Below are 19,154 nucleotides of genomic sequence, written 5' to 3' on the forward strand. Positions count from 1 at the left end.
TTGATCACAGTAACTGGAGCCTTCATGTCCAACGATTATCTCTTCACTTCCGAATCCGTGTCGGAAGGCCATCCCGACAAAGTCGCCGACCAGATCTCGGACGCGATTCTCGACGCCATCCTCGAGCAGGACCCGCGCGCGCGCGTTGCTGCTGAAACGCTGTGCAACACCGGTCTCGTGGTGCTTGCCGGCGAAATCACGACCCACGCCAACGTTGACTATATTGGTGTGGCACGCAACACCATCAAACGCATCGGTTACGACAATACCGACTTCGGCATCGACTACAAAGGCTGCGCGGTCATGGTCTGCTACGACAAGCAGTCGCCGGACATCGCCCAGGGCGTCGACGAAGGCGCCGGTCTCGATCTCGACCAGGGCGCGGGCGACCAGGGCCTGATGTTCGGCTATGCCTGCGACGAGACCGCCGAGCTGATGCCGGCCGCCATTCACTATGCGCACCGCCTGGTCGAGCGCCAGTCGCAGCTGCGCAAGGATGGCCGCCTGCCGTGGCTGCGTCCGGACGCAAAGAGCCAGGTCACGCTGCGCTATGTCAACGGCCGCCCGGTCTCGGTGGATACCGTCGTGCTCTCGACCCAGCACCATCCGGACGTCTCGCACTCGCAGATCGAAGAAGCCGTGATCGAAGAGATCATCAAGCCGACCCTGCCGCGCGAATGGCTGCAGAACACGAAATACCTGGTGAACCCGACCGGCCGCTTCGTCATCGGCGGTCCGCAGGGCGACTGCGGCCTGACCGGCCGCAAGATCATCGTCGACACCTACGGCGGCGCAGCCCCGCACGGCGGCGGCGCGTTTTCGGGCAAGGACCCTACCAAGGTCGACCGGTCGGCCGCCTACGCGGCGCGCTATGTCGCCAAGAACGTCGTCGCCGCCGGCCTGGCGCGCCAGTGCCAGGTGCAGGTCAGCTACGCCATCGGCGTCGCACGTCCGATCAACATCACGGTCTACACCGAGGGTACCGGCGTCATCCCTGACGACAAGATCGCCCAACTGGTGATGGAGCATTTCGACCTGCGTCCGAAAGGCATCGTCCAGATGCTCGACCTGCTGCGCCCGATCTATGCCAAGACGGCCGCCTACGGCCACTTCGGCCGCGAAGAGCCGGAATTTACCTGGGAGCGCACCGACAAGGCGGCGCTGCTGCGCGCGGAAGCCGGCCTGGCCTGATAAAGTAATTGCAGTACGAACGGTGCGGACGGCGTCCGCACCGGCTCTCCTGAACGTCTTGCCATGACCTAGCCCCGACTGACTTGTGCCATCGGCACGACGTTCTGCCCCATCCTCTCCAAATCTTCCCCAATTTGCCCAAAATGACGCCTGCTTACAGCGCAAATGCCGCTTGTAGCGCATAATCCGCGTTGCTCATTTTCAACTCAGCAAATAAGTTTCTCTTTCGTTAACTCGGATCGATTTCGCGCTGCAGGCCTGTTACCTGTCGTCTTCGATCCCAGCCTTCGTCACGAATACGTTTTCCTTCATTTAAGAAAGGGCGCCATGCCTCAGCCCATCCTCACCATCGCAGTTGCTTGCGAGATGGATGTCATTGCCTCACGCCAGCGCGCGCGCCAGATCGCCGCGCATTGCGGCTTCGGCGCGCACGACCAGGCGCGCATTGCGACCGCCGTGTCCGAGCTCGCGCGCAACGTGTTCAGCTATGCAGGCGAGGGCAAGGTCGGTTTTTCATTGTCGGGCACGACGGGGCGCTACCGGCTGGTCGTGGTGATCGAGGATGAAGGACCGGGCATCGAGAACCTCGATGCGCTGCTGGCGCAGGAAGAGCGTGCCCAGCGTCCGAGCGGCAGCGGCTTGCTGGCAGCACGCCGTTTCATGGACGAGTGCGATATCGACACGGGCAAGAGCGGCACCCGCATCGTGCTGAGCAAAACCTTGCCGCCCGGCGCACGCGCGAATTCGGCCGATGAGATCGCCCTGGCCGTGACCGGCGTATCCCTGCCGAGCAATGTGGCGTTGTCGGAAGCGCATCAGCAAAACCGCGAACTCACCGATGCGCTGGCGGCGCTCCAGGAGCGCCAGGACGAGCTGATGGCCGTGTCGCAGCGCCTGGAGCAGACCAATGAACGGGTCGAGGAACTCAATCGCCTGCTCAGCGAAAAGGCGGCTTCCCTGATGTCGGCCGACCGCCAGAAGAACGAATTCCTGTCGATGCTGAGCCATGAGCTGCGCGGCCCCTTGTCGGCGGCGGCCATGGCGGCGCACTTGCTGAAGAAAACGCCGGGCGCGCCGAGCCAGACCATCAACCTGAGCGACCTGATCGACCGCCAGGTCAGCCACATGAACCGCCTGGTCGAGGATTTGCTGGACGTGTCGCGCATCAGCCGCGGCCTGATTTCAATCGTCAAGGCCGAGGTCGACCTGCGCGACGTCGTCAATGCCGCGATCGAACAGATCATGCCGGCCGCCGAGCGCAAGGCCCAGCGCATCGACGTCATGCTGCCGCCCGGCCCGTGCAGGGTCGAAGGCGATGCCACGCGCCTGATCCAGGTCATCGGCAACCTGCTCGGCAATGCAATCCGCTACACGGGCGCGCGTGGGCACATCACCCTGACGCTGGACGTCCGCGATGGCGCCGCCGCACTGCAAGTGACAGACAACGGCCAGGGCATTGCTCCCGAACTCCTGCCCTACCTGTTCGATCTGTACGTGCAGGCCGAGACCTCGTCGGAACGCCAGAACGGCGGCCTTGGCCTGGGGCTCGCCCTCGTCAAAAGCCTGGTCGAACTGCATGGCGGCGTGGTGAAGGCCAGCAGCGCCGGCCTGGGGCAGGGCAGCAGTTTCGACATCCGCCTGCCGCTGGCGCAGGCCTGCGTGGCCGCGCCCGTCAGCGGCGCCACCGCCCTGGCTTGAGGCCGCGCAAGACCACACGCGCTAGCGCGCTACGCCGCCTGCCGGCTTGCCCTTGTTTCGTTGTGTAGACGCAAATGCTCCGTGGAACGCGGGGCGCCACCCCTGTCGCCTTCGCCCAGACGTGCTAAACTATCCCGTTCCGAGGAGCGTTGCGACGAAGAGATCCCTTTTCGCCAGGCTCGGATATCAACACTGCGCTCACGTTACTTTTTTCTAACTGAAAGGAGGGCGTGATGAGCGCCGTTTTGAAACCTACCCAAGACTTCCACATTGCCGACATCTCCCTGGCCGCCTGGGGTGAGAAGGAAATCCGCATCGCCGAAACCGAGATGCCGGGCCTGATGGCAATCCAGGACGAATTCGCCGCTGCGCAGCCTTTAAAAGGCGCGCGCATTACCGGCTCGCTGCACATGACGATCCAGACCGCCGTGCTGATCCGCACGCTGGAAGCCCTCGGCGCGCAAGTGCGCTGGGCATCGTGCAACATCTATTCGACCCAGGACCACGCTGCTGCCGCGATTGCCGCCGTCGGCACGCCGGTGTTCGCCGTCAAGGGCGAGACCCTGGACGAATACTGGGAATACACGCACCGCATCTTCGAGTGGCCGAACGACGCCGCCGGTAAAGCCGTGTACTCGAACATGATCCTCGACGACGGCGGCGACGCCACCCTGCTGCTGCACCTGGGCGCGCGCGCCGAGACCGACATCTCGGTGCTCGACAAGCCGGGTTCGGAAGAAGAGATCTGCCTGTTCAACGCCATCAAAGGCCGCCTGGCAGTCGATCCGCGCTGGTACTCCAAGCGCCTGCCGGAAATCCTCGGCGTGACCGAAGAAACCACCACCGGCGTGCACCGCCTGTACCAGATGCACCAGGAAGGCAAGCTGGCTTTCCCGGCGATTAACGTCAACGATTCGGTCACCAAGTCGAAGTTCGACAACCTGTACGGTTGCCGCGAGTCGCTGGTCGACGGCATCAAGCGCGCGACCGACGTCATGATCGCCGGTAAAGTGGCCGTGATTGCCGGTTACGGCGACGTGGGTAAAGGTTCGGCCCAGGCCATGCGCGCCCTGTCGGCGCAAGTGTGGGTCACCGAAATCGATCCGATCTGCGCCCTGCAGGCGGCGATGGAGGGCTACCGCGTCGTGACGATGGAATATGCGGCCGAACATGGCGACATTTTTGTCACCTGCACCGGCAACTATCACATCCTGACCGAATCCCACATGCTGCGCATGAAAGACCAGGCGATCGTCTGCAACATCGGTCACTTCGACAACGAAATCGATGTCGCCGCGCTCAAGAAATACGAGTGGGAAAACATCAAGCCGCAAGTCGACCACGTCATCTTCCCTGATGGCAAGCGCATCATCCTGCTGGCCGAAGGCCGCCTGGTGAACCTGGGCTGCGGCACCGGCCACCCTTCCTACGTGATGAGCTCGTCGTTCGCGAACCAGACCATCGCCCAGATCGAGCTGTTCGCCAACACCAGCCAGTACCCGGTCGGCGTCTACACGTTGCCGAAGCACCTGGACGAGAAGGTCGCACGCCTGCAGCTGAAAAAGCTCAACGCCCAGCTGACCGAGCTGACCGAGGAGCAGGCCGCCTACATCTCGGTGAAGAAGGAAGGTCCGTACAAGCCGGATCACTACCGCTATTAATCAACTGGCGACGTAGTTACCTACGGGCGCAGGCGCGTCCGTAGGCCTCACCTAACAAGAAATCGCTCCACGAAAACTGAACATGCGCTTGCTCCTGACCTGGCTGATCAATGCCGCCGCCTTGATGGCCCTGCCTTACCTCATGCATTCCGTGTCCGTCAGCAATGCCGGCACCGCCCTGATCGCCGCCCTCGTGCTGGGCCTGGTCAACACGCTGATCCGACCCTTGCTGGTGTTGCTGACCCTGCCTGTGACCCTGTTGTCGATGGGGCTGTTCATCCTGGTCATCAATGCCGTGCTGTTCTGGCTGGTGTCGCAGTGGGTGGAAGGGTTCGAGGTTGCGGGCTTCTGGTCAGCCTTCCTGGCAGCAATCCTGTACAGCGTCATCTCGTGGGCGCTTTCCACCTTGCTCCTCAAAGACGATGGAAACTCCTAATTTCAGCATCGAGTTTTTCCCGCCCAAGACACCCGAGGGTGCGGAAAAGCTGCGCGTCACGCGCCGCAAGCTGGCCGAACTGAACCCGACCTATTTTTCGGTCACGTTCGGCGCCGGCGGCTCCACCCAGCAGGGCACGCTCGACACCGTGCTCGACATCATGGGCGACGGCCACCTGGCCGCTCCCCACCTGTCGTGCATCGGCGCCACGCGCGAATCGATCCGCGCCATCCTCCGGCAATTCCAGGACAAAGGCATTCGCCGCCTGGTGGCGCTGCGCGGCGACTTGCCGAGCGGTTACGGCGGGGCGGGCGAACTGCGCTATGCCAATGAACTCGTCGAGTTCATTCGCGCCGAAACCGGCGACTGGTTTCACATCGAGGTCGCGGCCTATCCGGAAGTGCACCCGCAGGCGCGCTCGCCGCAAGACGATTTGCGCAATTTCGAGCGCAAGATCAAGGCCGGTGCCAATGCCGCGATCACCCAGTATTTCTACAACGCCGACGCTTATTTCCAGTTCGTCGACAATGCGCGCGCAATCGGCATCGACGTCCCGATCGTGGCCGGCATCATGCCGATCACGAACTACACGCAGCTGATGCGCTTCTCCGACATGTGCGGCGCCGAAATCCCGCGCTGGATCCGCCTGAAACTGGCCAGCTTCGGCGACGACAGCGCCTCGATCAAGGCCTTCGGTACCGACGTCGTCACCAGCCTGTGCGAACGCCTGCTGGCTGGCGGCGCGCCCGGCCTGCATTTCTACAGCATGAACCAGGCCGTCGCGACTACCGCCGTCTGGCAGCGCCTGGTCGCCTGAAGCGGCGAGCGCGCATGAAAAATCCCGGCAACGCGCAGGCGTGGCCGGGATTTTTTTTTCCACTTGAGGCGGCGGCTTATTCGACGTCCGTCGCTTCGGTCACGATGAGGTCGAGCGGCACGTCGTGGCTGTCGACCGCGAACACGGTCGCCTGGCAGGCATAGGCGATGCCGAGCGTGGCTGGACGAAGGCCGTCGGCCAGCGTGCGGTCATAGAACCCGCCGCCATAGCCGAGCCGGTAGCCCTGGGCGTTGAAGCCGAGGCAGGGCACCAGCAGCGCCGGCGGCCGCGGCACCGTGCGCAGCTCCTGCGGCACCGCCACCCCCATCGGATCGAGCACCATCGCTTCGCCCGGCGTCCAGGCGGCAAATTCGAGCGCGGCGTGGCGCCGCACCACCACCGGCAACGCCAGCATGGCGCCTTCGCTTGCCAACAGGGCATAGGTTTCGGCCAGGTCCGGCTCGCCAGTGAGGGGCCAGTAGACCGCCAGCAGGGACGGACGGGTGCGGCGCCACCAGGCGACTACCTGCTCGCCGATGCGGCGGTCGTGCTCCTGCTTGCCCGGGCCGTCCAGGCTGGCGCGCTGGGCTTTCAAATGGCGCCGCAGCGCCGCCTTGGCGGCCTTCGCTTCCGGACTCACATCGCCGAACGGCGGTGCTGCAGGCGCTGTTTGTTGTTTTGGCGCATCTTTTTGCGAGGCAATAAGAGCCCCGCCGCAGGCGTCCGAAATGGCCTCGGCCACGCTCGCGGCAGGGGTGTCGGAAAGCGGCAAAACGCCGCCTTCGCGCCCGTTTTCGCTAGGCTTGTCCTCTGGTCGCGCAATGGATGCGCATGGTATTCTTGATTTGCCGGTCATGGTTCGATGAAGGGTTTACACGCGTGTTTTTGCTTCCAAAGAATATCTTAGCCGGCGCCGTCTTGGCCGCAGCCAGTGCCTGGGCGCTGGCCGAAGCACCCGAGGCGACTGTGCCGCCGGTGCCTGGCGCCGCCACGGTACCCGCAGCACCGGGGCAGGCCCCCGTCAACGACGCCGCGCGCGCCGAAGACGACACCTTCCTGTTGCTGCGCGAAGCGGCGCGCCAGAACGACGGCGCACGCACCACCGCACTGGCCGCGCGCCTGCCCAACTACGTGCTGGCGCCGTATGTCGACTATTATCGTCTCAAACCGCGCCTGCGCGAGGCGGGCGCGGACGAAATCCGCGCCGTCCTGCAGCGCTACCAGGGAACGGCCGCGGCCGACCGCTTGCGCACCGACTGGCTGCTCGAACTCGGACGCGCCCGCGACTGGACCAATTTTGACCGCGAACTGGCGACAGCGGCGCGCAGCGACGATCTGCAAGTGCGCTGCTACGCTCTGCTGGCGCGCGCCGCGCGCGGCGAACGGGTCGTCGACGAGGCGCGGTCCCTGCTGGTCAATCCCCCCGCCTATGGCGAAGGCTGCGCCGCCCTTGTGGCGCAACTCGCGCAAGCGGGCCAGCTGACCCCCGAAGAATTGCTGGCGCAACTGCGCCTGGCCGGCGAAATGGGCGCCACCGGCCCCTCGCGCCGCATCGCGCTGTTACTGGGCGCCTCCGACACCCGTGCGGCGCAGGCGGTCGACGTGCCGGCCGTCGCCATGGCGCGCGGCATCGGCGCTACCCGTGTCGAGCACGAAATCTATCTGGTGGCACTGGGGCGCATGGCGCGCAGCAGCCTGAAGCTGGCGGTGATTGCACTCGACAAGAACAGCAGCAAGCTGATGCCTGACGAACGTGCGATCGGCTGGGCCAACGTGGCGCTGGCCGCCTCGATCGTGCTCGCGCCCGAAGCATCCGAATACTGGCGCCGTGCCGAAGGCGCGCCCATGAGCAATTTTCAGCGCGAATGGAAAGCCCGCATCGCCCTGCGCCGCGGCGACTGGCGGCTCGTTGCGGCCACCATCGACGCCATGCCTTCGCCGCTGCGCGACGAGTCGGGCTGGGTCTACTGGCTGGGACGGGCGTATGCGAACGGCGGCCGGCGCGAGGATGCCGACGCCCTGTATCGCCGCATCGCGACCCAGAACAATTTCTATGGCCAGCTGGCGATGGAAGAGCTGGGCCAGCTGGTGACGATTCCCCCGAGCGCGCTGCCGGTGACGCCCGACGAAGTGAATCAGGTGGCGCAACTGCCGGCAATGCGCCTGGCCATGAAGTTCTATGAACTGCGCCTGCGCGCCGAGGGCAACCGCGAATGGAACTGGGCCACGCGCGGGATGACCGAGCGCCAGCTGCTGGCGGCCGCCGAGTATGCGCGCCGCCACGACATGCTCGACCGCATGGTCGAAACCTCGCTGCGCACCCGTACCGAACACGATTACAACCAGCGCTTCCCGGCGCCGCACAACGAGATCCTGCAGCCGACCGCGAAAAACCTGTCGCTCGACACCGCCTGGGTCTATGGTTTGATCCGCCAGGAATCGCGCTTCATCACCGATGCCCGTTCCGGCGTCGGCGCTTCCGGCCTGATGCAGGTGATGCCGGCCACCGGCAAGTGGGTGGCGGCCAAGATCGGCCTGACCGACTTCGTGCACGGCATGCTGAACGACCTGCGCACGAATATCACGCTCGGCACCAACTACATGAACATGGTGTTGGAAAACAATGGCGGCTCGCAGATCCTGGCCACCGCCGCCTACAACGCCGGCCCGGCCCGTTCGCGCACCTGGCGCGGCTTGCTCGAGACGCCGATGGAAGGCGCGGTGTTCGTCGAGACGATTCCCTTCTCCGAGACCCGAACCTATGTGCGCAATGTGATGTCGAACGCTACCAACTACGCGGCCCTGTTCGAAAAGCGCCCGCAGTCGCTGAAAGCGCGTTTAGGTACGGTTACGCCACGCACCAGCGGCGCCGGACTGCCATAACAGGAACACTTAGCTCCTGACGAGGAACCCATGCGCGACCCGAATGTGGTGGTATTTGGCGGTTCCGGTTTCATCGGCAGCCACCTGGTCGCGCTGCTGGCGCAGGAAAGCATTCCCACGCTGGTGCCGACGCGCCATGCCGAGCGCGTCCGGCACCTGACGACCCTGCCCGGGGTCGACGTGGTCGAAGCCAATATCCACGATGACGCCACGTTGCGCCGCTTGCTGGCAGGGCGCACGGCGGCGATCAACCTGGTCGGCATCCTGCATGGCAGCCGCGCCGTTCCCTATGGCCACGAATTCCGGCGCGCCCACGTCGACCTGCCGCAGCGCATCGTCGACGCCTGCGTTGCCGCCGGCGTGCCGCGCTACCTGCACATGAGCGCGCTCGGCGCGAATGTCGACGGGCCCTCGATGTACAGCCGCTCGAAAGCCGACGGCGAACTGGCCGCGCGCAGCCACCCCGAGGTGGCGGCGACCATCTTCCGGCCCTCGGTCGTGTTCGGCCCGGGCGACCATTTCCTGACCATGTTCGCCAAGCTGCAGCGCCGCTTGCCGGTCGTGCCGCTGGCCTGCGCCTCGGCCGCCTTCCAGCCCATCTATGTGGGCGACGTCGCCACCGCCTACCTGCACGCGCTGCGCGACGCCCATGCCGCGCACCAGGTCTACCAGCTGGGCGGGCCGAACATTTATACGCTGGCCGAGCTGGTGAGACTAAGTGGGCGCTATGCCGGCTGCGAACGCCCCATCATCGAACTGCCCGCGGGCCTGGCGCGGATGCAGGCGCGTTTCTTCGAGCTGCTGCCGGGCGAACCGGTCCTCACGCGCGACAACCTCGACTCGATGACGGTCGATAACGTGCTGCCGCCGGCGGTCCAGGACTTGACAGCGGCGTCGTTGGGAATCAAGCTCACCCCGCTCGAAGCGGTCGCGCCGCATTACCTGGCGCCGGCCGAGCCGCTCGACCGGCTGCGCACCCGCGCCGGCCGCTAAGGAGGCAGCTTCGACCCACCTTCCCACGCACCTTCGACCAGGACCGCCATGCAGACTACCGAACTCGACCCGACCCTTTCGAATACGCTCGACAATGCGCGCAAGCCCGGCCTGACGCTTGTCATCGGCAACAAGAATATTTCGTCCTGGTCGATGCGGCCCTGGGTGGCGGCGGTCGCGTTCAACATTCCCTTCACCGAAGTGCGCTTGCTGCTCGACCAGCCCGACACCGCCGCCAAGATCGCCGCCTATTCGCACGCCGGCCGCGTACCCGTGCTGCTGGCCGGCGAAATGACGATCTGGGATAGCCTCGCCATCTGCGAATACCTGGCCGAGCAGTTCCCCGATAAGCACTTGTGGCCGCAGGACGTGGCGGCGCGCGCCCTGGCCCGGTCCATCACGGCCGAGATGCATTCGGGCTTCTCGTCGCTGCGCAACGACATGTCGATGAACATCCAGGCCAGGCTGCCGGGGCGCGGACGCACGCCGGGCGCGCAGGCCGACATCGGCCGCATCTGCGAGATCTGGGAAGAGTGTTTGTCCCGCTTCGGCCACCGCGGCTTCCTGTTCGGCGAATTTTCGATTGCCGACGCCTTCTATGCGCCGGTCGTGATGCGCTTCCGTACCTATGGCGTGGCGCTGGCGCCTGCGCTGCAGGGATACTGCGACCGCATGCTCGCGCACCCGGCGGTGGCGCGCTGGGTGGAAGAAGCGATGCTTGAAACGGATCTCACCCCGCTGCACGACGCCGACCTCCCGCGCGCATGACGATGAAGATCTATGTCGTCGGCGGCGCCGTGCGCGACGCCCTGCTCGGCTTGCCCGTGCAGGACCGCGACCACGTCGTCGTCGGCGCCACGCCCGAGGCCATGCTGGCGGCGGGCTTTCGCCCGGTCGGCAAGGATTTCCCGGTCTTCCTTCACCCTCAAACCCAGGAAGAGTACGCACTCGCGCGCACCGAGCGCAAGACCGCGCCCGGCTACCACGGCTTCGTGTTCCACACCGCGCCCGACGTCACGCTGGAAGACGATTTAATACGGCGCGATCTGACCATCAACGCCATGGCGCAGGGCGAGGACGGCAGCATCGTCGACCCGTATGGCGGCCGGCGCGACCTCGATGCGCGCATTTTCCGCCACGTGTCGGCGGCGTTTGCCGAAGACCCGGTGCGCATCCTGCGCCTGGCCCGGTTTGCGGCGCGCTTCCCGGAGTTTCGCGTCGCCGACGAAACCCTGGCGCTGATGAAGGCCATGGTGGACGAAGGTGAGGTCGATGCCCTCGTGGCCGAACGCGTCTGGCAGGAGCTCGCGCGCGGCCTGATGGAAGACCACCCCTCGCGCATGCTGGCGGTGCTGCGCGACTGCGGCGCGCTGGCGCGCATCATGCCTGAGCTCGACGCCTTGTGGGGCCTGCCGCGGCCGGGCGGGAAGCCTGCGCAAGTGGACACTGGTGTCCACATCGCGCAGGTGATCGATGTCGCCGCCGAACGGCGCCACCCGCTGACGGTGCGCTTCGCCGCGCTGATGCACGACCTGGGCCGGGACGGCGTCGCGCCGATTGCCGCCCTGTGCAAGCGTCTGAAAGTGCCGAACGACTGCCGCGACCTGGCGCTGATGACGGCGCGCGAGCAGGACACCGTTGCGCGTGCCCTCGCACTCGATGCCGAAGCCATGGTGAGCCTGTTCGAGCGCTGCGACGCCTTTCGCAAACCCGAGCGCTTCGCCGAGATGCTGCTGGCCGCCGAATGCGCCGCGCTGCACGCGCCTGCCTGGCCGCAGCGGCCCTACCTCGCGGGCGCGCTGGCGGCGGCACACGCCGTGAACGCCGGCGAGGTGGCGGCTGGCTGCGGCGAGGACAAGGCGCAGATTCCCCAGGCCGTGCACCGCGCGCGCGTGGCCGCCGTGTCCCACCGCTTGCTCATGCATGACGACTAGACGGCGCCACCCCTTCCTCCTATAGTCGCGTTACCCCAACCCGACAGGCCCGCCCATGCACCGGATCGACGTCAAACCCTTCTGGCAGGCTGTCCCCTTCGGCATCGCCGGCCTGACCCTGGCGTTCGTGATTGCCTCGTCGGCCGGGCGCGTCGCCGCGATGTTCGGCCCAAGCAGCTGGCGCGCGCTGTTCGCGGTGATCTGTATCGCGATGGCCGCCTTGCCCTGGCTGGTGCTGGGGCGCGAGGGACGGCGCCAGATCGGGCTGCGCCGGCCGCGCCATCCGGCCTGGGTGCCGCTCGGCCTGCTGCTTGGCGCCCTGGCCGCGAGCCTGTGCTACCTGATCGGCGTCACCCTCTACGGCGCCAGCGCCGATAACTGGTTCGTCAGCGTGGCGCGCAACTACCAGTTGCAGCCGACCGCCGGCTGGAGCCTGCTGCGCCTGCATCTGACCTTCACCATCGTCGCCTGCCTGTTCAGCCCCATCGGCGAGGAGATCTTCTTTCGCGGCTTCCTGCAAAAAGTGCTGGAAGACCGCCACGGCGCCACGCGCGCGACCGTGATGGAAGCGGGCCTGTTCGCGCTGGTGCACCTGTGCCACCACGGCGTCGTGCTGGGCGCCGCCGGCGTGGAGCTGCTGCCGGTGTCGGCCGCCCTGTGGGTGGCGCTGATGTTCCTGCTGTCGCTGCTGTTCGCCTGGCTGCGCCGCGCCGGCGATTCGATCCTGCCGGCGATCGCGGCCCACGCCGCCTTCAACGCCGCCATGAACGGCTGGATTTTCGCCAGGCTCTGGCCGTCCTGAGCGGCCTGTCCGGCCCGCCGGATGAGCTCGAATTGTTACAATACGTACCATGTGCGGCGCTAGGGCAGGCAGTTTTGCTATGCTCGGGGCATGAGCAGATTGTTACATCAGACGGACAGGGTGTTCGCGGTGCTGATGCACCGCGTCGAGGCAATGGGCCCGCGCCAGCGCCTGCGCTACGGGCTGAGCGCCGCGCTGGTCCTGGTCGCCCTGCTGGCCTTCCTGTACACCCGCACCACCGGCGTCGACGTCGACACCCAGAACCGCGTCATGTTCGACCTGCATGAGCTGCAGCAGGTCGACGCCGAATGGGATACCGACCTGCTGCGCGCCCACATCGGCAGCAACGTGGCCGACGCCCGCCTGGCTGCACCGCTGCCGCGGATTAACGAGCTCAGTGCGCGCCTTGCCGAAGCCTTGCCGATGACGCGCGGGCGCGGTGCGCGCCATGCGCACCAGGCGCTGCTGACCTCGCTGCAAATCAAGGCCGAGCTGGTAACCAAGTTCCGCACCCTGAACCCGCCGCTGCGCGCGGCCCTGCTGTCGCTGCCGCCGGCGCTGGCCGACCTGAAAACGGAACTGGGCGGGATCGAAGGCGCGCTGGCGCCGGGCCGGGTGGTGGTGCGGCTCGATTTGCTGCTCAACGACTTGTTGGCCGACACGCTGCGCTACAACCTGGCGCCCAGTCCCGCGCTGGCGCGCCGCATCGAAACCAGCCTGGCGCAAATCGAAGCCCAGAAGGAGCGCTTTTCGCTGGCCGTGAACGAACAGATCGACGCCCTGGCGCGCGACACCCGCACCATCCTGGTCAACCGCCCGCGCGAAAACGAGCTCGAGGCGCGCATCGCCGCCCTCGATACCGGCGAAGCGATGGCGCGCCTGGGCCGTGAACTCGACCGCTCCTTCCAGGCCGAAGTGATCGAGCGCCAGCGCTACCGCGGCTTCCTGTTCGCCTATTCGATCCTGCTGCTGGCCTTGTTGGCCTATGCCGGCTGGCGCCTGCGCCGCAGCTACCGCATCATCAACGACGTCAACCACCGCCTCTCGGCCGCCAACGACACCCTCGAACACCGCGTCGCCGAACGCACCGCGGAGCTCGAAGCGCAGTCGACCAAGCTGGCGCGCCTGGCCCAGCACGACAGCCTGACCGGCCTGGTCAACTACGGCCAGCTGACGCGCCTGCTCGAACTGGCGCTGGTGCGCGCGGCGCGGCGCGACAGCGTGGTGGTGACGATGTTCATCGACCTCGACGGCTTCAAGGCCGTGAACGACACCTGGGGCCATGCCACCGGCGACCTGGTGCTGCAGCTGGTCGCGCGCCGGGTGCAGAAGGTGCTGCGCGCCGAGGACATCCTGGCGCGCCTGGGCGGCGACGAATTCGTCGTCATGCTCGAGGGCGTCGGCTTGCCCGAAGGCGCGCTGCGCATCGCGCGCCTGGTGCTCGACCAGATCGAAGGCATCGTGGAAGCGGACGGCAACCCGGTCAAGATATCTGCCAGCATCGGCATCGGCAGCGCGCGCGGACGCGCCGGCGCGGAATGGGGCGCGGCGGCCCTGCTGGCCGACGCCGACAAGGCGATGTACGCGGCCAAGCAGGCCGGCAAGGGCACCTTCATCATCAGCCCGAATGCGCACTGGGTCCCGGATCCCACTCCCGGCGTACCCTGACCGGGCGAGTACAAGCGCGCACATCCGTTCGCGACGCGAAAACGCCAATGGCGCTACAATGGCGACAATGCTGCACTGCACAATAACGGACCGATCCCATGCCTGACAATTCGATAAGCAACTGGTTTGCCAGCCTGGCCGGCACCAGCGCGCGCCCGTCGGTGCTGGTCAAGGCCCTGACCCAGCGCGACCGCCGCCGCATGCTCCGGCATTTCCTGGCGCTGGACGCCGCCGACCGCCTGCTGCGCTTCGGCACGGTGCTGCCGGACGAGCAGGTCGAGGCCTATGTGGGCAAGATCGATTTTTCGCGCGACATCGTGTTCGGAGTGGTCAGCCGCGGCTTTCAGCTGGTCGGCGTCGGCCATCTCGCCTTTGCGCCGCCCGAACCGGGCCGTGCGGGCACGACGGCCAAGGAACGCGTGGCGGAATTTGGCGTGTCGGTGTCGAAATCGGCGCGCGGGCAGGGCGTCGGTTCGCGCCTGTTCGAACGTGCGGCGATCCACTGCCGCAATTCCGACATCGACACCCTGTACATGCAGTGCCTGTCGAGCAACCGAACGATGATGCACATCGCGAAAAAGGCAGGCATGGAGATCAAGCGCGAGTACGGCGAGGCCGATGCCTACCTGCACCTGCCGCCGCCGAGTCCCGGCAGCGTGATGCGGGAAGCGCTCGAGGAGCAGTTCGCGGTGATCGATTACACGGTGAAGGCGAATGCCCGCGCCGCAATGAAATGGTTCGCGCCGCGCAAACGTCCGTAAGGATCAGCGCCCCGCGTCCCCGATCGGCAGCGCCGTCGTCTCTTTGATCCGCTGCAGCGCAAAACTCGACTTCACGTCCAGCACCGACGGGTGGCGCAGCAAGGTCGCCATCATGAAGCGCGAGAAATGGTCCATGTCTTCCACGTGGACCCGCAGCAGGAAATCCATCTCCCCCGTCATCGCATAGCAGGCCACCACTTCCGGCCAGGCCGCCACCGCCTGCGCGAATTCAAAACGCGGCGAGGTCGCCGGCACGCGCGAATTGGCCGGCCCTTCGCTGTGCTTTTCCAGGCGCACGTTCACATAAGCCAGCAGGCCCAGGCCGATCTTGTCCGGATCGACCAGCGCCACATACTGGCGAATCACGCCGGCTTCTTCGAGGCGCTTGATGCGGCGCAGGCAGGGGGAGGGCGACAAATTCACGCGCTCGGCCACGTCCTGGTTCGACAGGCGGCCATCGGCCTGCAAGATCTCCAGGATCTTGCGGTCGGTCTTGTCCAATTCTATCTTTGACATAAATTTCCCTAGTACGGTCTACACCCGCAATTTTATTGCGCAACTGGCCCGGCGGGGGGAATTGATTGGTATTTAATGCCGGGGGCACAAGACTATACTGTCGCAGATTACGGAGGAGACAACTCCGTCGCCGCGCGAACAACAATAACAAGCGCGCACCCACCCAACGGAGACACCCCAATGAACGCACCCCTCGACCGCTCCCAGCTGCAGCCATCCCAGCCGGAGCACGAGATCACGCTCGACGACAAGTGGACGCTCGAGCGCGGCCGCGCCTTCATGACCGGCACCCAGGCCCTGATCCGCCTGCCGATGCTGCAGCGTGAACGCGACCTGAAAGCCGGCCTGAATACGGCGGGCTACATCACCGGCTACCGCGGCTCGCCCGTCACCGCCGTCGACATGACCGCGGTCAAGGCGAAAAAACACCTCGACGCCCATCACGTCAAATTCCACCCTGGCATGAACGAAGACCTGGCGGCGACCGCCGTCTGGGGCACCCAGCAGACGAATCTGTACAAGGACGCGAATTACGACGGCGTGTTTGCCATGTGGTACGGCAAGGGCCCGGGCGTCGACCGTTGCGGCGACGTGTTCAAGCACGCCAACAACGCCGGTTCGGCGAAAAACGGCGGCGTGCTGGTGCTGGCCGGCGACGACCACGCGGCCAAATCCTCGTCCACCGCGCACCAGTCGGACCACATCCTGACCCACTGCGGTATTCCTGTCCTGTACCCATCGTCGGTGCAGGAATACATCGATTTCGGTTTGCACGCCTGGGCCATGAGCCGCTACACGGGCCTGTGGGTGTCGATGAAATGCGTCACCGACATCATCGAGTCGGGCGCCGTGGTCGACCTCGATCCGGACCGCGTGCAAATCCAGCTGCCGACCGACTTCGAGCTGCCTGAAGGCGGTTTGAACATCCGCTGGCCGGATGCCGTGCTGGACCAGGAAGTCCGCATGAGCAATTACAAGTGGTACGCCGCGCTGGCGTACGCACGTGCGAACAAGCTCAACAAAATCATCTGGGACAGCCCGCAGCCGAAAATCGGCATCATCACCGCCGGTAAGAGCTATGTCGACACGCGCCAGGCCCTGGCCGACCTCGGCATCGACGAGCAGGCGGCGCGCGACATCGGTCTGCGCCTGTACAAGGTCGGCATGACCTGGCCGCTCGAGTCCGAAGGCGTGCACGAATTCGCGCGCGGCCTGGACGAAATCCTGGTGGTCGAAGAAAAGCGCCAGGTGATGGAATACGCGCTGAAAGAAGAACTGTACAACCTGCCCGACGGCGAGCGTCCGCGCGTGGTGGGTAAATTCGACGACACCGGCGAATGGCACAATAAAAACCGCACCGGCCACGGCGACTGGCTGCTGCCGGCGACCTACGAGCTGAACCCGGCGCAGATTGCACGGGCGATTGCTTCGCGCATCACGCACTACTGCGCCGGCCACCCGGTTGCCGAGCGCGTGAAAGAACGCATCGCCTTCCTGGAAAACAAAGAGCTGGTGCTGAAGAACATTCCAGCCAAGGCCAATCCGGAAACCGACCGCATCCCGTACTTCTGCTCGGGCTGCCCGCACAACAGCTCGACCAAGGTGCCGGAAGGCTCGCGCGCCATGGCCGGTATCGGCTGCCACTACATGGTGCTGTGGATGGACCGCGAAACGTCCACGTTTACGCACATGGGCGCTGAAGGCACGACCTGGATCGGCCAGTCGCCGTTCACCAGCGAAAAGCACGTGTTCGTGAACCTGGGCGACGGCACCTATTTCCACTCCGGCATCCTGGCGATCCGCGCCGCCGTGGCGGCCAAGGTGAACATCACCTACAAGATCCTCTACAACGACGCGGTCGCCATGACCGGCGGCCAGAACGTCGACGGTCCGCTCGATCCGGGCATGATCAGCCGCCAGATCGCGGCCGAAGGCGTGGGCCCGATCATGGTCGTCACCGACGAGCCGGAAAAATACCCGAGCGATTACGCCTGGGCGCCGGGCGTCACCGTGCACCACCGCTCCGAGCTGATGGACGTGCAAAAGCAGCTTCGCGAACTGCCGGGCGTGACCGCCGTGATCTACGACCAGACCTGTGCGTCCGAAAAGCGCCGCCGCCGGAAAAAAGGCGAATTCCCCGACCCTGCAAAACGCGCCGTCATCAACGAGGCCGTGTGCGAAGGCTGCGGCGACTGCTCGGTGCAGTCGAACTGCCTGTCGGTCGAGCCGCTGGAAACGGAACTGGGCCGCAAGCGCCAGATCAACCAGTCCTCCTGCAACAAGGATTTCTCCTGCGTCTCCGGCTTCTGCCCGAGCTTTGTCACCGTCGAAGGCGGCGGCCTCAAAAAGCCGAAGAAGGCGGCAGTTGCTACCGACAACGCGCCGCCGGTCCTGCCTGAACCGATCGTGCCACGCATCGATGCGCCGTTTGGCATCCTGGTCGCCGGCGTCGGCGGCACGGGCGTCGTCACCGTCGGCCAGATCCTGGCCGTGGCGGCCCACGTCGAAGGCAAGGGCGCGATCGTGCTCGACCAGAGCGGCCTGGCCCAGAAGGGCGGCCCGGTGATGTCGCACGTGCGCCTGGCGCAACACCAGTCGGACCTGCACTCGACCCGCGTCGGCACCGGCAGCGCCGACCTCGTGATCGGCTGCGACCAGATCGTCACCGCCAGCCGCGATGCACTCTCGCGCATGGGCGAAGGCCGTACCTGGGCCGCCGTCAACGGCACCGGTTCCACCACCGCGGCTTTTGTGAAAAATCCGGAATGGCAGTTCCCGGCCGAAGGTTCGCGCGCCGCGATCCAGCTGGCCTGCGGTACCGACAATGTCGACTTCGTCGACGCCGGCCAGATCGCGACCACGCTGATGGGCGACTCGATCGCCACCAACATGTTCATGCTCGGCTATGCTTTCCAGAAGGGCCGCGTGCCGCTGCTGGAGACCTCGCTGATGAAGGCAATCGAATTGAACGGCGTCTCGGTGCCCTTCAACAAGGCCGCCTTCAACTGGGGCCGCACCGCGGCCCACGACCTGGCCTCGGTCAAGAAGCTGACCACCCCGGCCAAGGTGGTCGAGTTCAAGCGCGCGCAGACCCTCGATGAGCTGGTCAACCGCCGCATCGAACTGCTGACGGCTTACCAGAACGCCGGTTACGCCGCCCAGTACAAGGCCTTTGTCGACCAGGTGCGCAGCGAGGAAGCGAAGCTGGGCAAAGGCACGCGCTTGACCGAAGCCGTAGCCCGCTACTTCTACAAGCTGATGGCTTATAAGGACGAGTACGAGGTGGCGCGCCTGCACACCGACCCGGCCTTCAAGGAAAAGATCGCCAACATGTTCGAAGGCGACTTCACCATCAAGTACCACCTGGCGCCGCCGCTGCTGGCCAAGCACGACAAGGAAGGCCGCGCGATCAAGCAGGAATATGGTCAGTGGATGCTGAAAGCCTTCGGTGTGATGGCGAAACTGAAAGGCCTGCGCGGTACGCCGTTCGACATCTTCGGCTACACCGCCGAGCGCAAGACCGAGCGCGCCCTGATTGGCCAGTACCGCGAAACGGTATCGAGCTTGCTGCCGAAGCTGTCGAACGAGAACCTGGCGCAAGCCGTGGCGATCGCCAGCATTCCGGAAGACATCCGCGGCTATGGCCACGTGAAGGAACGCCATCTGGCGGCGGCGAAAGCCAAGGAAGCCCAGCTCTTGTCGGCCTTCCAGAATCCGGCAGGACTCACGCACGCAGCCTGATTACGCTTCACCGATGGCCCTGCGCCAGGCCCGGCTCCCCGCCGGTCCTGGCG

General features: G+C 65.6%; 15 protein-coding genes and 1 riboswitch. Of the genes, 13 read left to right on the forward strand and 2 right to left on the reverse strand.

Annotated elements, in window-relative coordinates:
- Positions 1-24 precede the first annotated feature (24 nt).
- The 5 genes from metK to metF all read left to right on the forward strand — a co-directional run bounded on the left by metK (position 25) and on the right by metF (position 5,803).
- Positions 25-1,191, forward strand: a complete 1,167-nt coding sequence (gene metK, locus NMB41_RS01160) for a methionine adenosyltransferase (protein ID WP_494380670.1) — start codon at positions 25-27, stop codon at positions 1,189-1,191.
- Between the two features lie 327 nt (positions 1,192-1,518).
- Positions 1,519-2,889: an ATP-binding protein gene (locus NMB41_RS01165; protein ID WP_494380671.1), complete on the forward strand. Its 1,371-nt coding sequence runs from the start codon at positions 1,519-1,521 to the stop codon at positions 2,887-2,889.
- A gap of 135 nt (positions 2,890-3,024) precedes the next feature.
- A riboswitch (S-adenosyl-L-homocysteine riboswitch) is annotated at positions 3,025-3,096 on the forward strand.
- A gap of 26 nt (positions 3,097-3,122) precedes the next feature.
- Complete coding sequence (gene ahcY, locus NMB41_RS01170; protein WP_494380672.1) at positions 3,123-4,550, forward strand: adenosylhomocysteinase; 1,428 nt, start codon at positions 3,123-3,125, stop codon at positions 4,548-4,550.
- Between the two features lie 82 nt (positions 4,551-4,632).
- Positions 4,633-4,986: a phage holin family protein gene (locus NMB41_RS01175; RefSeq protein ID WP_494380673.1), complete on the forward strand. Its 354-nt coding sequence runs from the start codon at positions 4,633-4,635 to the stop codon at positions 4,984-4,986.
- Entirely contained in the window at positions 4,973-5,803 is an 831-nt protein-coding gene (gene metF, locus NMB41_RS01180) for a methylenetetrahydrofolate reductase [NAD(P)H] (protein ID WP_494380674.1), read from the forward strand. The genes NMB41_RS01175 and metF overlap by 14 nt, the downstream gene beginning before the upstream one ends.
- Positions 5,804-5,879: 76 nt before the next feature.
- Here the strand turns inward: metF and NMB41_RS01185 are convergent, their stop codons facing one another.
- Positions 5,880-6,575, reverse strand: coding sequence for a 5-formyltetrahydrofolate cyclo-ligase (locus NMB41_RS01185; protein ID WP_494380675.1), 696 nt, complete (start codon positions 6,573-6,575; stop codon positions 5,880-5,882).
- A 59-nt stretch (positions 6,576-6,634) separates the two neighbouring features.
- Here NMB41_RS01185 and NMB41_RS01190 point away from each other — a divergent pair, with 59 nt between their 5' ends.
- From NMB41_RS01190 to NMB41_RS01220, 7 genes are all read left to right on the forward strand, one after another.
- Positions 6,635-8,686 carry a lytic transglycosylase domain-containing protein gene (locus NMB41_RS01190; protein WP_494380676.1) on the forward strand — a complete coding sequence of 684 codons (2,052 nt, stop codon included), beginning with the start codon at positions 6,635-6,637 and terminating at the stop codon, positions 8,684-8,686.
- 30 nt (positions 8,687-8,716) lie between these two features.
- The gene (locus NMB41_RS01195; protein WP_494380677.1) at positions 8,717-9,679 is read left to right on the forward strand and encodes a complex I NDUFA9 subunit family protein; all 963 of its coding nucleotides are present in this window, start codon (positions 8,717-8,719) and stop codon (positions 9,677-9,679) included.
- A 48-nt stretch (positions 9,680-9,727) separates the two neighbouring features.
- Positions 9,728-10,447, forward strand: a complete 720-nt coding sequence (locus NMB41_RS01200) for a glutathione S-transferase family protein (protein ID WP_494380678.1) — start codon at positions 9,728-9,730, stop codon at positions 10,445-10,447.
- Between the two features lie 2 nt (positions 10,448-10,449).
- The gene (locus NMB41_RS01205) at positions 10,450-11,613 is read left to right on the forward strand and encodes a multifunctional CCA addition/repair protein (protein ID WP_494382912.1); all 1,164 of its coding nucleotides are present in this window, start codon (positions 10,450-10,452) and stop codon (positions 11,611-11,613) included.
- A gap of 55 nt (positions 11,614-11,668) precedes the next feature.
- Complete coding sequence (locus tag NMB41_RS01210; RefSeq protein ID WP_494380679.1) at positions 11,669-12,415, forward strand: CPBP family intramembrane glutamic endopeptidase; 747 nt, start codon at positions 11,669-11,671, stop codon at positions 12,413-12,415.
- A 90-nt stretch (positions 12,416-12,505) separates the two neighbouring features.
- Positions 12,506-14,083, forward strand: coding sequence for a DAHL domain-containing protein (locus tag NMB41_RS01215; RefSeq protein ID WP_494380680.1), 1,578 nt, complete (start codon positions 12,506-12,508; stop codon positions 14,081-14,083).
- Between the two features lie 98 nt (positions 14,084-14,181).
- On the forward strand, positions 14,182-14,844 hold the full coding sequence (locus NMB41_RS01220; protein WP_494380681.1) for a GNAT family N-acetyltransferase: 663 nt from the start codon (positions 14,182-14,184) through the stop codon (positions 14,842-14,844).
- A 3-nt stretch (positions 14,845-14,847) separates the two neighbouring features.
- Here the strand turns inward: NMB41_RS01220 and NMB41_RS01225 are convergent, their stop codons facing one another.
- Positions 14,848-15,360, reverse strand: coding sequence for an Lrp/AsnC family transcriptional regulator (locus NMB41_RS01225; protein ID WP_056342738.1), 513 nt, complete (start codon positions 15,358-15,360; stop codon positions 14,848-14,850).
- 180 nt (positions 15,361-15,540) lie between these two features.
- Here NMB41_RS01225 and NMB41_RS01230 point away from each other — a divergent pair, with 180 nt between their 5' ends.
- Complete coding sequence (locus tag NMB41_RS01230; protein ID WP_494380682.1) at positions 15,541-19,101, forward strand: indolepyruvate ferredoxin oxidoreductase family protein; 3,561 nt, start codon at positions 15,541-15,543, stop codon at positions 19,099-19,101.
- The last annotated feature ends 53 nt before the right edge of the window (positions 19,102-19,154 follow it).

Source organism: Massilia sp. FBCC-B171 (assembly GCF_059134155.1).

Coding starts and splice junctions, on each gene's coding strand:
- metK (WP_494380670.1), top strand. CDS start 25: ATGTCCAACGATTATCTCTTCACTTCCGAATCCGTGTCGGAAGGCCAT.
- NMB41_RS01165 (WP_494380671.1), top strand. CDS start 1,519: ATGCCTCAGCCCATCCTCACCATCGCAGTTGCTTGCGAGATGGATGTC.
- ahcY (WP_494380672.1), top strand. CDS start 3,123: ATGAGCGCCGTTTTGAAACCTACCCAAGACTTCCACATTGCCGACATC.
- NMB41_RS01175 (WP_494380673.1), top strand. CDS start 4,633: ATGCGCTTGCTCCTGACCTGGCTGATCAATGCCGCCGCCTTGATGGCC.
- metF (WP_494380674.1), top strand. CDS start 4,973: ATGGAAACTCCTAATTTCAGCATCGAGTTTTTCCCGCCCAAGACACCC.
- NMB41_RS01190 (WP_494380676.1), top strand. CDS start 6,635: ATGGTATTCTTGATTTGCCGGTCATGGTTCGATGAAGGGTTTACACGC.
- NMB41_RS01195 (WP_494380677.1), top strand. CDS start 8,717: ATGCGCGACCCGAATGTGGTGGTATTTGGCGGTTCCGGTTTCATCGGC.
- NMB41_RS01200 (WP_494380678.1), top strand. CDS start 9,728: ATGCAGACTACCGAACTCGACCCGACCCTTTCGAATACGCTCGACAAT.
- NMB41_RS01205 (WP_494382912.1), top strand. CDS start 10,450: ATGAAGATCTATGTCGTCGGCGGCGCCGTGCGCGACGCCCTGCTCGGC.
- NMB41_RS01210 (WP_494380679.1), top strand. CDS start 11,669: ATGCACCGGATCGACGTCAAACCCTTCTGGCAGGCTGTCCCCTTCGGC.
- NMB41_RS01215 (WP_494380680.1), top strand. CDS start 12,506: ATGAGCAGATTGTTACATCAGACGGACAGGGTGTTCGCGGTGCTGATG.
- NMB41_RS01220 (WP_494380681.1), top strand. CDS start 14,182: ATGCCTGACAATTCGATAAGCAACTGGTTTGCCAGCCTGGCCGGCACC.
- NMB41_RS01225 (WP_056342738.1), bottom strand. CDS start 15,360: ATGTCAAAGATAGAATTGGACAAGACCGACCGCAAGATCCTGGAGATC.
- NMB41_RS01230 (WP_494380682.1), top strand. CDS start 15,541: ATGAACGCACCCCTCGACCGCTCCCAGCTGCAGCCATCCCAGCCGGAG.